The organism is Nocardiopsis flavescens, from assembly GCF_900141985.1.
GTDB lineage: Bacteria > Actinomycetota > Actinomycetes > Streptosporangiales > Streptosporangiaceae > Nocardiopsis > Nocardiopsis flavescens.
Genome location: NZ_FQZK01000006.1, coordinates 182,177 through 198,824, shown reverse-complemented (window position 1 = coordinate 198,824; position 16,648 = coordinate 182,177). Strand labels below are relative to the sequence as shown.

At 75.1% G+C, this 16,648-nt stretch carries 15 protein-coding genes; 6 read left to right on the top strand and 9 right to left on the bottom strand.

Features of this window, described 5'->3' with window-relative positions:
- Positions 1-5: 5 nt before the first annotated feature.
- From BUE45_RS13085 to BUE45_RS13075, 3 genes are all read right to left on the bottom strand, one after another.
- Positions 6-935 (bottom strand): LLM class flavin-dependent oxidoreductase, encoded by a 930-nt coding sequence (locus BUE45_RS13085; RefSeq protein ID WP_073379448.1) that lies wholly within the window; start codon positions 933-935, stop codon positions 6-8.
- A gap of 92 nt (positions 936-1,027) precedes the next feature.
- Positions 1,028-1,540: a hypothetical protein gene (locus tag BUE45_RS13080; protein ID WP_073379446.1), complete on the bottom strand. Its 513-nt coding sequence runs from the start codon at positions 1,538-1,540 to the stop codon at positions 1,028-1,030.
- Positions 1,537-2,577 carry a methyltransferase gene (locus BUE45_RS13075; protein ID WP_084737201.1) on the bottom strand — a complete coding sequence of 347 codons (1,041 nt, stop codon included), beginning with the start codon at positions 2,575-2,577 and terminating at the stop codon, positions 1,537-1,539. The genes BUE45_RS13080 and BUE45_RS13075 overlap by 4 nt, the downstream gene beginning before the upstream one ends.
- 241 nt (positions 2,578-2,818) lie before the next feature.
- Here BUE45_RS13075 and BUE45_RS32515 point away from each other — a divergent pair, with 241 nt between their 5' ends.
- Positions 2,819-2,992 carry a hypothetical protein gene (locus BUE45_RS32515; RefSeq protein ID WP_178378521.1) on the top strand — a complete coding sequence of 58 codons (174 nt, stop codon included), beginning with the start codon at positions 2,819-2,821 and terminating at the stop codon, positions 2,990-2,992.
- 70 nt (positions 2,993-3,062) lie between these two features.
- Here BUE45_RS32515 and BUE45_RS13070 read toward each other — a convergent pair whose 3' ends face one another.
- Positions 3,063-3,461: a helix-turn-helix domain-containing protein gene (locus BUE45_RS13070; protein ID WP_073379444.1), complete on the bottom strand. Its 399-nt coding sequence runs from the start codon at positions 3,459-3,461 to the stop codon at positions 3,063-3,065.
- Positions 3,462-3,768: 307 nt separating this feature from the next.
- Here BUE45_RS13070 and BUE45_RS13065 point away from each other — a divergent pair, with 307 nt between their 5' ends.
- The 5 genes from BUE45_RS13065 to BUE45_RS13045 all read left to right on the top strand — a co-directional run bounded on the left by BUE45_RS13065 (position 3,769) and on the right by BUE45_RS13045 (position 10,009).
- On the top strand, positions 3,769-3,948 hold the full coding sequence (locus BUE45_RS13065; RefSeq protein ID WP_073379442.1) for a hypothetical protein: 180 nt from the start codon (positions 3,769-3,771) through the stop codon (positions 3,946-3,948).
- Positions 3,949-4,153: 205 nt separating this feature from the next.
- Complete coding sequence (locus BUE45_RS13060; protein ID WP_073379440.1) at positions 4,154-4,348, top strand: plantaricin C family lantibiotic; 195 nt, start codon at positions 4,154-4,156, stop codon at positions 4,346-4,348.
- A 124-nt stretch (positions 4,349-4,472) separates the two neighbouring features.
- Complete coding sequence (lanM, locus tag BUE45_RS13055; RefSeq protein WP_084737199.1) at positions 4,473-7,472, top strand: type 2 lanthipeptide synthetase LanM; 3,000 nt, start codon at positions 4,473-4,475, stop codon at positions 7,470-7,472.
- A 163-nt stretch (positions 7,473-7,635) separates the two neighbouring features.
- Positions 7,636-9,780 (top strand): peptidase domain-containing ABC transporter, encoded by a 2,145-nt coding sequence (locus tag BUE45_RS13050; RefSeq protein ID WP_073379436.1) that lies wholly within the window; start codon positions 7,636-7,638, stop codon positions 9,778-9,780.
- 49 nt (positions 9,781-9,829) lie between these two features.
- Complete coding sequence (locus BUE45_RS13045; RefSeq protein WP_073379433.1) at positions 9,830-10,009, top strand: hypothetical protein; 180 nt, start codon at positions 9,830-9,832, stop codon at positions 10,007-10,009.
- Positions 10,010-10,222: 213 nt separating this feature from the next.
- Here the strand turns inward: BUE45_RS13045 and BUE45_RS13040 are convergent, their stop codons facing one another.
- From BUE45_RS13040 to BUE45_RS13020, 5 genes are all read right to left on the bottom strand, one after another.
- On the bottom strand, positions 10,223-12,055 hold the full coding sequence (locus tag BUE45_RS13040) for a hypothetical protein (RefSeq protein ID WP_073379431.1): 1,833 nt from the start codon (positions 12,053-12,055) through the stop codon (positions 10,223-10,225).
- The gene (locus BUE45_RS13035) at positions 12,040-12,861 is read right to left on the bottom strand and encodes an ABC transporter ATP-binding protein (RefSeq protein ID WP_084737197.1); all 822 of its coding nucleotides are present in this window, start codon (positions 12,859-12,861) and stop codon (positions 12,040-12,042) included. The genes BUE45_RS13040 and BUE45_RS13035 overlap by 16 nt, the downstream gene beginning before the upstream one ends.
- Positions 12,862-13,032: 171 nt before the next feature.
- Positions 13,033-13,593 (bottom strand): helix-turn-helix transcriptional regulator, encoded by a 561-nt coding sequence (locus tag BUE45_RS13030; protein WP_245833095.1) that lies wholly within the window; start codon positions 13,591-13,593, stop codon positions 13,033-13,035.
- 175 nt (positions 13,594-13,768) lie between these two features.
- Positions 13,769-15,484: a dihydroxyacetone kinase subunit DhaK gene (locus BUE45_RS13025; RefSeq protein ID WP_073379429.1), complete on the bottom strand. Its 1,716-nt coding sequence runs from the start codon at positions 15,482-15,484 to the stop codon at positions 13,769-13,771.
- Between the two features lie 49 nt (positions 15,485-15,533).
- The gene (locus BUE45_RS13020; RefSeq protein ID WP_073379426.1) at positions 15,534-16,505 is read right to left on the bottom strand and encodes an aldo/keto reductase; all 972 of its coding nucleotides are present in this window, start codon (positions 16,503-16,505) and stop codon (positions 15,534-15,536) included.
- Between the last annotated feature and the right edge of the window lie 143 nt (positions 16,506-16,648).

The following is a 16,648-nucleotide window of genomic DNA, read 5'->3' as shown; positions in this document are numbered from 1 at the left end:
CGCGTTCACCGCGCCCCGGCGAGGGCGCGGAGGATCTCGGCCGCGTCCCTCGCCGCGGCCCCGACGCCCTCCGACGCGAGGACCCCCATCGTGTTGACGACGACCTCGTCCACGCCGGCCCGCGCGTACGCGCCCAGTCCCGCCGCGATCTCGTCGGGGGCGCCGAACAGGAACACCCCGTCCTCCACCAGGCGCATGGCGCCCGCGACGGGGTCGTCGGCGTGGGCGTCCGTTCCGGCCCGCCGGAGCATGTCGGTGTACTGCGGCAGGCTGAGGTGGTTGGCGGCGGCCAGGTAGGCGAGGCGCTCGGCGACGCGTCCGGGACGGTCCACCGCGGCGTGCACCACCGTCGCGATCCGCGGCGGCTCCCGGTCCCGGCCCGCCCCCTCCCGCAGCGCGGGGGCCAGGGTGTCCCCGATGTAGCCGGGCGGCGTCATCCACGTGATCGCCACGTCGGCCACGGCTCCGGCGGCCCGGGCCATGCCCGGGCGCAGGACCCCCACGCCGACCTCGACCCCGGGGTGCGCGACCGGCGGGAGCAGGCCGTCGCGGCCGTCCAGGACGGCCCGGACCTCGGCGACGTAGTCGCGCACCGCGCTCGCCGGGCGCTCGTAGGGCCTCCCCAGCATGGAGGCGACGAACCGGGGGTGGGAGCCGCCGAAGCCGGCCACCACCGGCCGGCCGGTGAGCAGGGCCAGGGACCGGGCCTCCAGGGCGGCCTGGAACGGATGCCGCAGGGGGGTGAGGTTCACCGACGTCCCCACCCGGATCCTGTACCCGGCGCCCGCCAGGAAGGCCATGTACTGCTGTGTCTCCGCGAGGAGCGAGGTCCCCATCCACAGCCGCTCGGCGGCCCCCTCCCCGACCAGGTCGGCGAAGGGCAGGGCGTCGTCCCCGGAGCCGGGGAACAGGGGGAAGAGAACGGATGCACGCACCGGGGCCACTCCTTGCGGACAGGGATCGGACAGGGTCCTGCGGGACGGGACGGGACGGGGCAGAGCGGGGCGGGGCGGGGCGGTCGGGCGCACTACGCCCCGGCCGGGGCCGCCCCCTGCCCCTCCGGGAGCGCCCGGTAGGCGGGCGAGGCGGCGGCCGGCTCCTCGTGCGAACCCCGGCCGACGACCCTCCCCCGGTCCAGGGCGACGATGTGGTCGGCCTCGCGAACGGTGGGCGGCCGGTGCTCCGCGACGATGACGGCCCTGTCCGCGCCGGAGCGGCCCACGACGGCGGTCGGCCCGCGCCGGGGCGCTTCGATGCCGACCCCCGACAGCGCGGGGCGGCCGTCATAGGCGTAGTCGACCCCGTCGAACCGTACGGCCGGGGCGTTCGGGGGAGCGGGCCGTGTTCTTGGACCGCCCCCTCCCTCTTCCAGGGGCAGGGCGAGGGTGCCCGCGCAGGACGGCGGCGCCGGCACGACGACGGCGCCGACACGGCCCCGGTGCGACGGGATCTCCGCGACGGCGTCGATCCGGTCGGGCGGCACGGGGGAGGCCCCGGCCCGGGCAGGCGGGTGCTGTGCGGGGATCGCGGAAGAGGTCATCGGGCCACCGTGAATTCCAGGAGGGAGCGGACCGCGGACCCCGGTCCCCGCCGGGACAGGCGCAGCCCGGCCGCCTCGGCGATGGCGATCAGCTGCCGGTCCGTGCGCGCGGGGACGGTGACCGTGGCGGCGACGTACAGGTCGTTCGCCGTGGAGGCGGTGTCGTGGGAATCCGCTCCGCTCCGGGGCATGGTGACCTCGGCCAGGAGGACGCGCGCCTTCGGGCCCGCGGCCCCGGCGACCGTGCGCAGGATGCGGACGGCCCTCTCGTCGGTCCAGTCCGCGAGGACCGCCGAGAGCAGGTAGACGTCGGACCCGCCGGGGACCCGGTCGAAGAAGCTGCCCACGACGGCTTCGCCGCGGCCGTCCAGACCGGCCCGGACCAGCCTTGCGCGGGCGAGGTCGACCGAGTTGGGCAGGTCGACCACGCGGCCCCTGAGGTGGGGGTGCGCGTGGAGCAGTTCGATGAGCAGGGACCCGCCGCCGCCTCCGACGTCGGTGACGTGGCCGACGGTGTCCCAGGGGTAGGAGTCGATGACGATCCCGGCGTCCCATCCCACGCCGTTGCCGAGGAAGGTGTCGAACGACGCGGCGTAGGCGGGGTCGTGCTGGACGTCGGACCAGAAGTCGGTGCCGAACACGCTCTCGTGGCAGGCGCGGCCGGTGCGCACCGTGTGCAGGACGTTGACCGTGCCCAGGTCGGAGCGGCCCAGGACGCCGTCGGAGTCGAGCAGGGCGCGCACGCTCACGGGGCTGTCGGAGCGCAGGGCGTCCCCGAGCGCGGTGAGGGTGTAGCGGTCGTGGTCCGAGCGGTGGAAGAGGCCGGCCGAGGCCAGGTAGCGCAGGAGCAGGGTCAGGCCGTCCGGGTCGGCGCGGACCCGGACGGCGAGGTCCGCCGCGGAGGTGGTGCCCTCGGCGATGCGGTCGGCCACGCACAGGGTGGCCGCCGCCCGGATCGCCGCGGGAAGCAGGATCCCCGCCATGTCGTACAGTCTGCGGGCGGTCTCCTGCGCTTCGGAGGGGGAATGGACGGACATTTCTCAGGCTCTTTCTCGGAACGGGGAATGTGGTCGTCCGGAACGGTGTCCGACGGGGGCGGAAAAAGCGCTGATCCGAAAAGCATTCGGCAGGGTCTCAGAGGGAAAAGGTCGGGGATTCGGATATCCCCGTCGCCGGTCCTCCCCAAGGTCCAATGGAATGCGAATCCACCGGGTGGAAGGATCTCCCGGGGAGGGGATCCCCTCCTCCGGAGCGCCGACCGAGGAACGAGGCCGACCCATGAACGACAGGAATGCGGCGATTCTCGAAGAGATCGAGGACCAGGATCTGTTCGCGTCCGCCGCGGGCGGCGACCGCCCGCCCGCGACCATTTCGTACATCACCATCTGCGGGCCGACGATGCCGGTCGTCACCATGCTCACCGTGGTCAGCTGCGGAGGGGGCTGCGGGTGAGACGGCCGTAGCCGCGGTGCGGTCCCCCCGGCCTTCGCTCGCCCGAAGGCCGGCGGGGCGCCCCGGCCGGTCAGGCGCCCCGCGTCGGCGGCCCGTCCGCCGGGGGAGCCGCACGGGCCCGCGCCGCTCCCCCCGGGACGCAGTCGCAGGCGCTCCCGCCGCTCAGGCCGTATTCCGTCCAGTGGTGCACCACCACGACGAGCGCCGCCTCCAGGCGCGACCGCACCTCCAGTTTTTCGAGGATCCGGGTGACGTGCGCCTTGACCGTGCGTTCGGTGACGTTGAGCCTCCGGGAGATCTGCCGGTTGGAGGCTCCCGACCCCAGCAGGGTGAGGACCTCGCGTTCGCGGTGTGTGAGCCCTTCGAGGGAGCGGCTGTCGTGCACGGGGGCGGGGAAGTGGCGGCAGCCGGCGAACGCGCCGGCCCGGTCCGGTGCCCCGAGTCGGCCCGCAGGGGATGGGGGGTGCATGGTCTGTTACCTCGCGCGCTGATCGTGCCGGAGCAAGCGTGTTCCCGGCCGGAGCTCGAACGCGCACAGCAAAGCAGGTGGGCGGCCCCGGCCGTTATCCCCGGGGCATCCCCGGCCCCGGCCGCGGCCGGTGAGGGGGCCGGAACCGCGGCGGTCCCCGTCTGTCCGCGGCCCCAGCAGCGGTTCGTCGGGATAGCGGAGGGATAAGGCTCCGCCGGAACCGTCCCCTACTGTTCGGTCCATCCCGGCGAGGCCCTCCCTCCCCGCCCCGGCAAGGCCTCCGGCCCCCTCTGCCCAGGAGATCGACGTGAGAATCCGCAGAACCACCGCCGCCGTCGCCGTAGCCGCGGCGCTCGCCGTATCGGTCGCCTCCCCCGCCGTCGCCGGACCGGGGGAGGGGGCCGTCCCGGTGACGGACCCCGCGCAACCGTGCGACGACAAGGAGAAGGCCTGTAGCGGGCACTGGCTGCGAGAAGACGACGCGTGAGGGCGCGGCCCACCGCCCGCGGGGCCCGGGGCCGCGCGCCGGACGCATCCGGCGGGCGCGCCCCGGGCGGGGCCGCGGCGGGCAGGACCGGCCGGGGCGGTCGCCCTCCCCAAAGTCCAATGGCCTCCCCTTTGGGTCGCTGCCAGGATTCTCGGAGCGGGAGGATTCACCTCTTCGCGGAAATCCCAGCAGAAGGACGGTCGCCATGTCCGAGATGAACGCCAGCATTTTCGAGGAGATCCAGGACCAGAGCATGGACGACATCATGGCCGGCGACGCCGCCCCCAACACGATCAGCATCACGAACCCCCTGATCGCCTGTGCGCTCCTCAGCCGGAACAACACCGGGCGGTTCTGCACCGTCACCGTCGAATGCAACGTCCCCGGTCCCGTGTGCTGACCTTTCGGTCTTCGCGGTGCGGGGGCCGTGCGCCCCTGCATCGTCCCTGTTCTCAAGTAAGCGGATCGCCCGGAAAAGGATTCTTCCGCGTGATGTGGTCGGCAAGGAATACAGGAGCCGGTGAATGGCCAGAGTAGAGCCGGAAGCGGTGTCGCGGGTTCTGGACACGTACATTCCCGAACTGTCCCCCGGGGAGACGCGGGACCACCTTTCACGCAGGCTCGAAGACAGGGAGACCTCCTTCGAGGAGTGCTCCGAGGAGGAGTTCCCCGGCCCCGGCCCCTACGATCCCGGCCGCGACCCCGACGGCCGGCTCGTCGACTACTTCCGGCACCACGTGCTGGCCTGGTCGCGCGACCTGGAGGCGGACGTGCGCGGTTCCACCTGCCTCGACGGGGACAACACGGCCTTCGAGGACTTCGTCGCGGCGCAGGTCCCGGCCGTGGCGGAACTCCTGGTGCGCACCCTCCTCCGGGAGCTGTTCCTGAGGAGGTCGGCGGGGCTGCTCCGGGGCGGGTCCCCGCAGGAGCGCTACCGGAGCTTCCGGGAGTGGACGAACAGCGCCGAAGGCCACCGCCGGCTCCTGTCGCGCTATCCGCGCGCGTTCCGGTCGGCGCGCGACCGGGTGCGCAACGCCGGGGCCGGGCTGCGGCACATCCTGTCCCGCATCGAAACCCACCGGGCCGGGCTGGACGCGCTCCCCGGCGTCACGGCCGGGGTCCGGGTGGCCACCGTACTGGCGGGCCAGGGGGACATGCACAACGGCGGCAGGTCCGTCGCCCAGGTCGTCTTCTCCGACGGCGCCAGAGTGCTCTACAAGCCGCGCCCGCTGGAATCCGAGACAGGGTTCAACGCCATCGTGGAATGGTTCAACGAACGGCTGGGGCCGAGCCTTCCCACGGTGCGTGTGCTCCCCTGCGGCGACGAGGGCTTCGTGGAGTACGTCCGGGCGGGCGAGCCCCGTTCCGGTTCGGCCGGGTACTTCGTCCGGATCGGTCGGCTGCTGGGCATCCTGTACCTGGTCAAGGCCATCGACATCCACTTCGAGAACGTGGTGACGTGCGCCGGGGGCCCGGTGGTCGTCGACACCGAGACGCTCCTGACGCCGAGGCTCGCCGCGCGGGGGCAGGACGCCGACCGGTCCGCGACGGCGGAGGCGCACGCCCTGCTCGGAGAGTCCGTCACCGGCATCGGCGTGCTCCCCTTCACCATGAGGAGGGCCGGGCCCGGGGAGGTCGGCATGGACGTCGGGGTCATCGGCTACGACCCGGGGCAGGAGGCGCCCTACAAGAGCCTGCAGTTCCGCAACCCCGGGCGCGACGACATGTTCGTCGAACTCGTCCGCGGGACGTCCGCCAACTCCACCGCGAACCTCTCGGTGGCCAGGGCGGCGGACCTCCCCCTGCGGGAGCAGCGGGACGCCGTCAAAAGCGAGCTGCGGCGCGTCCTGGAATACGCGGCCTCGCACAAGGAGACGGTCGCGGGCGTGGTCGGGGAACACCTGGGAAAGGCCTCCTTCCGCTTCCTCCACCAGCCCACGGTGTTCTACAGCCAGCTCCTGAGCATGGTCACGCACCCCGACGCGGTGACCGACCCGCTGATCCGCGAAGCCCTGCTCTCCCGGGTCTTCCTGAGGGCCCGGGGCGCGTACGAGATCGCGGAGGACGAGGCGCGCCAGCTCGCCGAGGGGGACGTCCCCTACTTCCACTACTCCGCGGACTCCCGGGCGCTGCTGGCGGGGGACGGACGGGTCGTCCTGGAGGAGGCCTTCGACGAGTCCGGCCTGGACGCCGTCCGGGCGCGGATCGCCGGACTGGACGGCAGGGCCATCGACCGGCAGGCGGCCCTGGTGGACCTCTCCTTCGTCGCCAAACTCCCCCTGTCCGACGACGTGACCGGGTTCTCCTGGCGCCCCTCGGGCCGCACCGCCCCCGCCCGGGCGGACCGGCCGCGGTTCCTCGACGAGGCCGTCCGCATCGGTGACCTGCTCGTCGACGCCATGGTCGAGGGCTCCGACCCCCGGCACCCCGCGGTGTGGATCGGCCCCCAGGTGGCGGCCCCCGAGGGCGAGGAGTGGACCCCCGGGGCGTCGGGGTTCGACTTCTACACCGGTATGCCGGGGATCGCCCTGGCCCTGGCCGGGCTGGCCCGGGAGACCGGGCAGGAGCGCTTCCGCGCCGCGGCCCTGAAGGTCGTGGAACCGCTCGAAGCACTGCTGCTCGGCGGGTCGCTGGGCGCCCTGGGCGGCACGGTCGTCGGCATGTGCGGACCGGACGGCATCGCCTACGCCGTCGCCACCGCCAGACGCCTGCTGGGCGGCGGCGGGCCGGGCGCCGGCCGGCTGGCCCGGGCGCTCGTGTCGGACATGGCGACGCCGAACCTGTACGACTTCGTCACCGGCTCGGCGGGCACCCTGGCCGTCTGCCTCTCCCTGCACCGCGACGCCGCCGACGGGGAGGAGCGCGAGCTCACCGGGAGGGCGGCCGCCTTCTTCGCGGACCATGTGATGAAGGGCGTGCGCGAGAGCGGCGGGGGCGAGGGGCGGGTCACCGGTTACACCGGCTACGCGCACGGGGACATGGGGATCGCCGCGAAGCTCCTCGAATACGCCGCCGCCTTCGGTGACCGCGAGGCCCTCGCGTCGGCCACCCGCATGGCCGAGGCGGTCCGCGACGCCCGGACCGGACGGGACCGGGACTGGCCCCGGGTCTGGGGGGAGTCCGACTACTCCTACGCGTGGTGCCACGGTGCGCCGGGCATCCTCATGGGCGCCCTGGAGGTGAACCGGCACGCCCCCGGGCTCTTCCCCGAGGAGGCCCTGGGCCGCCTGGCCGAGCTGACCGCCGGCCGCGGCTTCGGCAACAACCCCACCTACTGCCACGGCGACCTGGGCAGCCTGGAGACCGTCCTGCTGGCGCAGGAGACGGCCCCGGGGCTGTTCGGCGACGGCGCCGCGGACCTCTACCCCCGGCTGTTCGCCGAGGTGGTGGAGCGCTACTCCGAGAGGGCGGACACGAAGTACGCCTACAGCCACGGCATCATGCTCGGGCAGTCCGGCCTGCTCTGGTCCGTCCTGCGCCACCTGGACCCCCGGGCCTACCCGTCGATCGTGCGCCTCGCATGAGCCGCGGACGCCCGGAACGTGCGCTCCTCCCGCGCAGGGCCGCGGGGGGAACCGCACGGGACCGAGCGGAGGAGGGCCCCGCGGACGGGCGCGGGCCCTCGTCCGGGTACGGAGCCGGCCGCCCCGCGGCCGCCGGCCTTTCTCTGTGAAGTGGAGTGCGCCGATGCGTACACGGCGTGTACGGGAAGTACAGCAGCTCACCCGCACCGAGTGCGGTCTGTGCTGCGTCGCGATGGTGCTGTCGGCTTACGGCTCCCGGGGGACGGTGGCGCGGCTGCGGCGCGACCACGAGACGGGGCGCGACGGCCTCTCACTCCGGGAGGTCGCCTCGATCCTGCGCGGGTACGGCATGCGGGTGCGGTCGTTCCGCGCCGGCACGGACAAGCTGGGCGAGCTCCGGCTCCCGCTCGTGGCCCACTGGAACGACAACCACCTGGTGGTCGTGGAGGAGGTCACGGACAGCACGGTCACCGTGGTGGACCCCGCCTCCGGGCGCCGCAGGTACCCGATACGGGAGTTCGAGAGCCACTACAGCGGGATCGTGATCGAGGCCGGGCCCACCGACGCCTACCGCCCGGTCGTCCACCGGGACCCGAGCGTGTGGTGGGAGTTCCTCCGGTCGCTGCGGGGCGCCGGCCCCACCCTCGCCCGGGTCTTCGGGCTGTCGCTGCTGCTCCACGCGTTCATGCTGTGCGTGCCCCTCGGGGTCCAGGCCGCGATCAACGGCCACGAGGCGTATTTCGCGCATGCGCCCGTGGGGCCGCTGCTGGCGATGCTGCTGCTGCCCCTGGTGCTCTACTACCTCGTCTCCTTCCTGCGGAGCGTGTTCCTGGCGTCGGTCGTCAGAAGCCTCGGCGAGGAGATGATGGGCAAGGCCTTCGGCCGGCTCCTGACCCTGCCCTACAGGTACTTCGCCGGCCGTTCCCAGGGGGAGCTCATGTACCGGCTGGCGAGCATCGCCTCGGTGCGCGACATGCTCTCGGGCCAGGCGATGACGGTCGTCCTCGACGTGGGCGGCCTGGTCGTCGTCTTCGGCTACATCTTCCACCGCTCCCCGCTCCTGGGAGCCGTGGCCCTGGCGGTCTTCCTCTGCATGGTCGCGATCGCCGTGGTCTCCTACCGCCCGATCCGGACGGTGGTCGACCGCGAGATCAGCGCCGGCGCCGAGTCCACCGGTATCCAGATGGAGGCCATGAACTCGATCGAGACGCTGAAGGTGTCGGGGATGACGGGCCCCTTCCTCGACACCTGGCGCACGGTCTACGCCGGGGCCATGAAACAGACCTGGAAGCGCATCATCGTCCAGGGCGCGGCCTCCAGCGGGTACTCGGCGTTCCAGGTGTTCGGCCCCCTGGCCGTCCTGGTCACGGGGCTGTGGCTCGTGCACGAGGGGAGGCTGGACCTGGGCTCGGCGGTGGCCGTGCAGACCCTCACCGCGACCCTCCTGGGCACCGTGACGTCCCTCTCCGGCGCCTTCACCCAGCTGATCACGGCCAACGCCCAGGTGGAACGGGTCGGGGACATCCTCAACCAGCCCGCGGGCGAGGAGATGCCCGGCGACGCGAAACCGCCCCTCACCGGGGAGATCTCCCTGCGCGGGGTGGGATTCGCCTACCCCGGCTCCCGGGTGCCCGTCCTGGAGGACGTGTCCTTCGACGTCCCGGCCGGTTCCCGGGTGGCCGTCGTGGGGAGCACCGGTTCGGGCAAGAGCACGCTCAGCAAGCTGCTGATGGGCCTCTACCCCCTGGGTGCCGGGGAGATCAGGTACGACGGCGTCCCCCTGACCGGGATCGACGCCGACTGGTTCTACCGGCACGTGGCCTACGTCCCGCAGGAGATCTCGCTCAGCAACAGGTCGATCGCCGACAACATCCGCTTCGGCCTGCCCGACGCCGACCCGGAGACGGTCCGCAGGGCCGCGCGCGAGGCGCAGATCGACAGGGACATCGAAGTGATGCCGCTCGGCTACCACACCCAGGTCAGGGAGATGGGAGGGAGCCTGTCCGGGGGGCAGCGCCAGCGCATCGCGATCGCGCGGGCCCTGGCCAGGGCGCCCCGGGTGCTGGTCCTGGACGAGGCGACGAGCTCCCTGGACACGGTGACCGAGGCCATGATCGCCGCGACGCTCGACGGGCTCCGGTGCACGAGAGTCATCATCGCGCACCGCCTCTCCACCGTCATGAACGCCGATCTCATCGTCGTTCTCCAGGAGGGGCGGGTCGTGCAGACGGGGCGGCACGACGAACTCGTCGGCCGTCAGGGCCCCTACCAGGCGCTGGTGAGGTCGCAGATCGACGTCACGGCATGACGCCCGACAGCGGGCGCGCAACGCGAAGGGCAAACGAGAAGGAGGAACGATGCAGCGGTCACAGGCCATGGAATACCTGCTCTGGACGTGTGCGGTCGTCTGCGGCGCCAGTGCGCTGATCACGTTCGTGGTCCACGACAACACGGGCGCCGCGGCGGTCATCGGTGCGGCGGGCATGATCATCGTCCTGGGCGCCTCGGCGCAGCGGACCCGCCGGCTCAAGCGCTAGGAGGCGGGTGGAGGGGGCCGGGTCCGGAGGGGCCCGGCCCTCCCGCGCGTGCGTGCGGGCGGACGCCGCCGTACAGGGGACCCGGCGACCCCGGCCGCGGTGTCGGGGGCGGCGCACCTCGATCACCCGGGCCGGGCACTCGACGCCGACCTGGTGCAGGATGCCCGCCCGGCCCCCGCACGCGGGCCGCACCGCGCCCGCGTTGCGGCCCGGTCACCGATCCGGCCGCGACCGGATCCGGGACCACACGAGACGACCGGCTCGGGCGTAGACGAACACGCCCACCGCGATCAGGCAGAGGGCGCACAGGACCGCCCAGCGTGCGGGCAGCCGTGCCGGAAGGGTCCACGCGGTCGACGACGGCGACCCGTCGGCCACGGTGACCAGGGACAGGACGCCCATCGCGATCGGCGTCCACCCGGCCCCCAGGGACAGCCCGAGGGCGACGCGGGCCGTATCGCTCCGGGGATCGGGGGCGGCGGTCCGCGCGGCGGTCCGCGAGGGCGCGCGCCCTGCGAGCCGGTCGAGCAGCTCGGGGCCGCGCCGTTCCAGGCGGCGCGCCGCGAGCCGTCCCGGTCCCCACCACGCGGCGACGGCGGTGACGGCCGCGCACACCAGGCCGGCCCCCGCCCCCGGCGGCCAGCCCAGCACCCCCGCGGCGGTGAGCGCCAGGGAGGGGGCCACCGCGGCGGCCAGCAGGCCGATCACCGCCCAGACGAGCCCCACCGTGTTCCCCGCGTCCTCGGCCGGGGTGGTGCGCCGGTGCGCGTCGGGCACGGCCACGGGAGCCCGCACCGAGATCGCCACCACCAGTCCCGCGCCCGCCCCGAGCACGACGACCAGGACGGGGACCACCCACGCCGCCATCACGGACGGCCCGTCCAGGGCCAGTCCGGCACCGGTCAGGGCGATCGCCACCGGTGCCGTTGTCAGAAGCCACGCCGCCTGCCGGGCGCGCACGTCGGCGCGTTCGCGTCCCGGGCGCATCAGGGTGAGCCACAGGGCCGTGCCGTCGATGCCGTACAGGTTCGCCGCCCCGGCGGCGGCCAGGATGCCGAAGACGACACCGGCCCACGGCAGATAGGCCGTGGTCCCGGCCAGGACGGGGATCGCGCAGTACACGAGCGCGAACCAGAGGGCGAAGAACCAGTGGTAGAGCCGCAGCGGGTCCCGGGCCCACGCCCGCGACTCCTTCACCAGTGCGCCCCCGGCGAGGGAATCGGCCCACGCCGGTACCGGCAGCGCACGAGCGTGCCGGGTCCGGCCCACCGGGCCGGACGACCGGCGGCGCGTGAAGCGGGCCCACCCCGAGAACAGCGCCAGGCCCAGCCCCGCCAGGGCGAGCACCCAGGCGAGCGCGCCGAGCACGTCGCCCCGCCCCGCGGCCTCCACCGCGCCCACACCCCAGCCTGAGGGGACCGACCGCACCCCGCCGTCGAGCCACGCCGGCCACCGCCCGCCCAGGAACCCCGACCGCCCCACCGCCACGAGCAGGACCGCGCCGTTGGAGGCCGCGGCCGCCACCACCGCCCACGGCAGTGACGCCAGGACCGCCCCCGTGCGCGTGTGCATGGTCTCGGCCAGCGTCGCGGCGACGATCTTGGAACCCAGCAGTGCCACGACCGCGGTGAGCACCGCGGCGGCGACCGCGACGGCCAGGGCCGCCGGGCCCAGCGGTGCCGCGGCGACCGCCAGGGTTCCGAAGAACAGCACCGTGACCGCGAACCCGGCGCCGACCATCGACGCGCCCAGCAGCCCCGCCGAGAGCCGCCGGTGCGTCAGCCCGTGGCGGGCGAAGTGCTCCGGTTTCAGCGCGTCGCGCCCGCCGATGCCGACCAGGGGCACGACCAGCCACCCCGCGCCCCAGACGGCGAAGGCCACCGCCAGACCCGTGCGCCCGCTGTGCGAGGCGTCCGCGGCGAGCACGGCCGCGACGGCGGCGCACCCGAGCCCGGCCAGGGACAGGGCGGCGACCCAGGCCGCCCGGGCCCCGCGCAGCGAGCGGCCCAGCAGCCGCCACCGCATCGCGATCAGCGGCGCAGCCACGCGGGCATCTCCACGTTCGCCGTCGACGCGCCCAGCAGCCCGGCGAACGCGTCGTGCAGGCTCTCCCCCCGGCGCACCTCGTCCAGGGTCCCCTCCCGTGCGGTGCGCCCCGCGACGATCACCGCGACCCGGTCGCACAGCTCCTCCACCAGGGACATCGAGTGGCTGGACAGCACCACCGAGCCGCCGTCGGCGACGAACCGTTCGAGCAGTCCGCGGATGACGGCCCCGGACACCGGGTCGACCGCCTCGAACGGCTCGTCCAGGACCAGCAGCCGCGGTGCGTTCAGCAGGGCCGTCGCCAGGCCGATCTTCTTGCGCATCCCGGTGGAGTACTCGCCCACCGCGGTCCGCCCGGTGCCGTCCAGGCCGAACAGGCGCAGCAGGTCGTCCGCGCGCCGCGCCGCCGACGCCCCGTCCAGTCCGTCGAGCCGCCCCAGGTAGTGCAGCAGTTCCCGCCCGGTGAGGCGCTCGGGCAGCGCCAGGCCGTCCGGCAGCACCCCGACCATGCGCTTCGCGCGGACGGGATCGGCCCACACGTCGACGCCGAAGATGCGCGCGGTGCCCGCGTCGGGCCGCAGCAGCCCCACCGCCATCAGCAGAGACGTGGACTTGCCCGCCCCGTTGGGGCCCACGACACCGAAGAACGACCCGGCGGGGACCAGGAGGTCCACGCCGTCCACGGCGACCGTCCCGCCGAACGAGCGGCGCAGGCCGGTGGCGTGCAGCGCCGGAACCGGCGGGAAGGCGCCCCCACCGGGCCGCGAGGACGCTGTGCCGGGGACGTGACCCGGATCCTCTGTCATCGTTCACCCTGCTTCGCTCGCTCCCCGCGCGGGAGCCGGCCGGAGAGGCGTCTTCCCCGGCCGGCGTTCTCTCCCGCGATGGTACTTTCAGCGCGGCCGCAGGGGCGGGCGCTGGCCGCAAGCGGTCGCCGCGGTCCTCATCGCGGGAGAACGGTCGCGCCCGGCCCCGGGTCAGGGCAGCAGGCCGGCGCGGCGGGCCGCCACCACGGTCTCCATCCGGGTGTGCGTGCCCAGCCTGCGCATCGCGCCGCGCAGGTAGCTCTTGACGGTCTCCGCTCCCAGCCCCAGACGGCGGCCCACCTCGGCGTTGCCGCAGCCCACCGCCACCAGCGCCAGCACGTCCACCTCCCGCGGCGCCAGCGCCGGCCCCGGGGCGCCGCCCCGGTCCGGTCCGGGCCCGGTCAGGCGTGCGCGCACGTCCCGCAGCCGCTCGCGCAGCTCCGGGTCGGCCACCTCCTGGGCGATCGCGCGCAGCCGCTCCCACTCGGGCCCGGTGTGCGCCGCACGGGCCGCCCGGGTGATCTCGGCGGTCTCCACCCCCGCCACCCGGCGCTCCACCTCCGCCCGCACCGCCAGCTCCGCCGCCAGGCGGGCCGCCGAGCGCTCCAGCGCCGCGAGCGTGCGGGCGCCGATGGGCTGCGGCTCGCGCACCCCGCCGTACAGCAGCGCCGCCACCGCCCCCTCCACGACCACCGGGACGGCGGCGACCGCGCGCAGGCCCTCGGCTCCCACCGGCGCGTCGTACTCGTGGCTGATGCGCCGGTCGGCGGCGTAGTCGTCGACGCTGCCCGGCCTGGTCGTGACCAGGACGCGCCCGCCCAGGCCAACCCGGCCCTGCGGCGCGGACCCCGGCGCGGACGGTGCCGGGCGCGCCCGCCCGGCGTACAGCGCCCGCCCCGGTGCCCGGTCAGCGGGCGGCGATCTCCCGCAGGTCGGCCAGCCCCGCCGCCGCCTCCGGCTCGTAGACCTGCGCCAGCGCCGCGAACAGCAGAGCCACCCCCAGCGCCCCCGGGTCGGGGACCCCGACGGCCCGCTCGCCCACGTAGCTGGCGCGCCCCCGGCGCGGGGTGAGGTCCGCGGTGTCCGCCGCCCCCCGTGCCGCCGCCTCGGCCGCCGCGGTGAAGGGGGTCTCCGACCCGTCGCGGGCGGCCTCGCCCAGGGCCCGCGCCGCGGGCGCGAGCGCGTCCACCAGGGTGCCGTCCCCGACCTCCGCCCCGCCCACCCGCTGCACGGCCGCCAGCCCGGCGGCGGCCGCCTCGGCGGCACCCGAGGCGTCGGGCGTGCCCTCCTGCGGCCAGGAAACCGCCGTGAGCTGCTGGAACAGCAGCCCGAACAGCGGCCCGCTGGTACCGCCCACCTCGTCCAGGAACGCCCGGGACAGCGCCTCCACGCCCCCGTCCGCCGCCCCGTTCAGGGCCTGCGCCCGGCGCACCCCGCCCAGGAGGTTGTCGCCGAAGTCGCCGTCGCCGACGAGCTGGTCGAGCGCGGTGAGGTCGTCGCGCAGCCCCGTGACGGCCTCGGCGAAGCGGTCCAGGACCGCCCGGCCGGCCGGGTCCCCGGCGTCCCCGGGCTCCGGTTCCGCCGCCGCGCCCCGCACGACCGCCCCGGCCGCCCCGTCCGCCCCCAGGGTGCGGGCGGGCAGCACCAGCGGCGTGTCCGAGGGCGCCGTCCACAGCCCGACCCACTCCGGGTCCATCCGGGTCAGGGTGAGGGAGAACCCGGACATGTCCAGGGCCGCGGTGAACGTGCCGGGCACCACCGCCAGCGGCTCGGCACCGCGCTCGGACAGCACGTCGTACAGCAGGGAGCCGATCGCGTGCAGTTCCAGGCCCGTGGTGGCGCCCAGGCCGTTGACCAGGGCCAGTACCCGCTCCCCGCCCTCGGGCAGCGCCGCGAGCAGGTCGTCGGCCATCCGCTCCACCAGCCGCTCGACGGGCAGGCGCTCCACCGTGCCCGTGCCGCGCTCGCCGTGGATGCCCACCCCGTACTCCAGGGTCCCGGCGTCCAGGCCGAAGGCCGGCTCCCCGGTCGACGGGGAGGTCTGCGCGCGGGCGGCGACGGCCAGGCTGCGCGAGCGGGCCACGATCCGCGCGCCCAGCCCGGCCAGCTCCTCCAGCCCCGCGCCCCGGTCGGCGCGGGCGCCCAGCAGCTTCTCCAGGACGACGGTCGCCGCGGTGCCCCGGCGGCCGGTCGCGCTGTCCTCGCCGTCGGTGGCCAGGTCGTCGTCGACCAGGACGGTGGCGACGCGGACGCCCTCGTGGCGCAGGCGCTCCGCGGCGATCCCGAAGTTGATGACGTCGCCGGTGTAGTTCTTGACGATCATCAGCACGCCGCCCTCGCGGGCCACGGCCGAGCAGGCGGCGTGGATCTGCCGGTTGTGCGGGGAGGCGAACACCTCGCCCGGGCAGACGGCGTCCAGGCCGCCCGGACCGAGCAGGCCGGTGTGCAGCGGCTCGTGCCCGGACCCGCCGCCCGAGACCAGGGCGACGGTGCGCCCGGGCGCGGCGGTGCGGGCGCGCAGGAACAGCGGGTCGAGGTGGACCTCGACGAGTCCGGGGTGGGCCAGGGCCAGTCCGCGCGCGGCGGTGGCGACCGGGTCGGCGGACGGCAGGAAGTGGGTCATGGCGGTGCTCTTCCCTTCGAAGGTGTACGGGACGGGACGGCGGGCGGTGTCAGTGCCAGGGCAGCCGCGACCGCCGCGCCCAGTAGGCCTCGGCGGGTTCGGCGGCCCCGGCCAGCCGGTCGAGCAGGTCGGGGTCCGGGGCGGTGGCGGCGGCGTCGGTGTTGGCGGCGAGCTGGTCGACGGTGACCGCCCCCGAGAGCACGACGTCCACCCAGGGCCGCGCGGCGACGGCGGCGATCGCCAGGGCGTCGGACGTCGTCCCCGCGTCGCGGGCGATCCGCGCCACCTGTTCGGTGTCCGGTGCCAGGTGGGGCCCGGCCAGGCGCCCGTTGGCCATGGCCTCCTTGACGATCACCGTGCGGCCGTCGGCGTGCGCCTCGGCCAGGGCCCCGCCCGCCGACGTCTCCAGCACGTTGTAGGTGCTCTGCACGCTGGCGAACAGGGGACGGCCGCCCACGGTGACCTCCAGCGCGGCGCGCACGGTCTCGGCCTGGCGCGGGCCGCTGGTGGACAGGCCGACGGCGACCCCCTCGGCGGCGAGCCGGGCCAGCTCCTCGTGCAGCGCGGTGTCGCCCAGCGCGGGGCTCTCCGGCGTGACCGAGTGGATCTGGTACAGGCCGAGCCTGTCGCCGAGCAGGGCGCGGGTCTCGGCGAGCTGGCGGCGGTAGGAGTCGACGCCGTGGTCCTTGACCTCGTGGACGTCGGCGTCGGTGCTCCAGCCGGCCGTGTAGGTGTAGCCCCACTTGCTGCCGACCGCCGCGTCGGAGGCGCCGGGCCGGGCCCGGAGCCAGTCGGCCAGGTACTCCTCGGACCTGCCGTAGGAGCGGGCGGCGTCGAAGTAGCGCACCCCGCGCTCGTACGCGGCGTCCATCAGGGCGAAGGCCCGCTCCCGGAGCGCCTCGGGCGTGCGCCGGGCGGGCAGGTCCGCGTCCCGGCCGAGCGTGATGTAGCCGGGGCGGCCGACGGCGGCCAGGCCCAGGCCGATGCGCGAGGGCGGTGCGGTCGGTGGTGTCGGAGTCACTGGGCAACCTTCCGGGCGGTGTGCGGGCGGCGGTCCGTCCGCGCCCGTCCCATCCTGCGCGATACGGGCGCCGACCTCCATGATCTCGGCCACCCCCTTCCCCGCCCGCGCGCGGCGCGGTCCGGGCACGGGCGGCCCCGCGC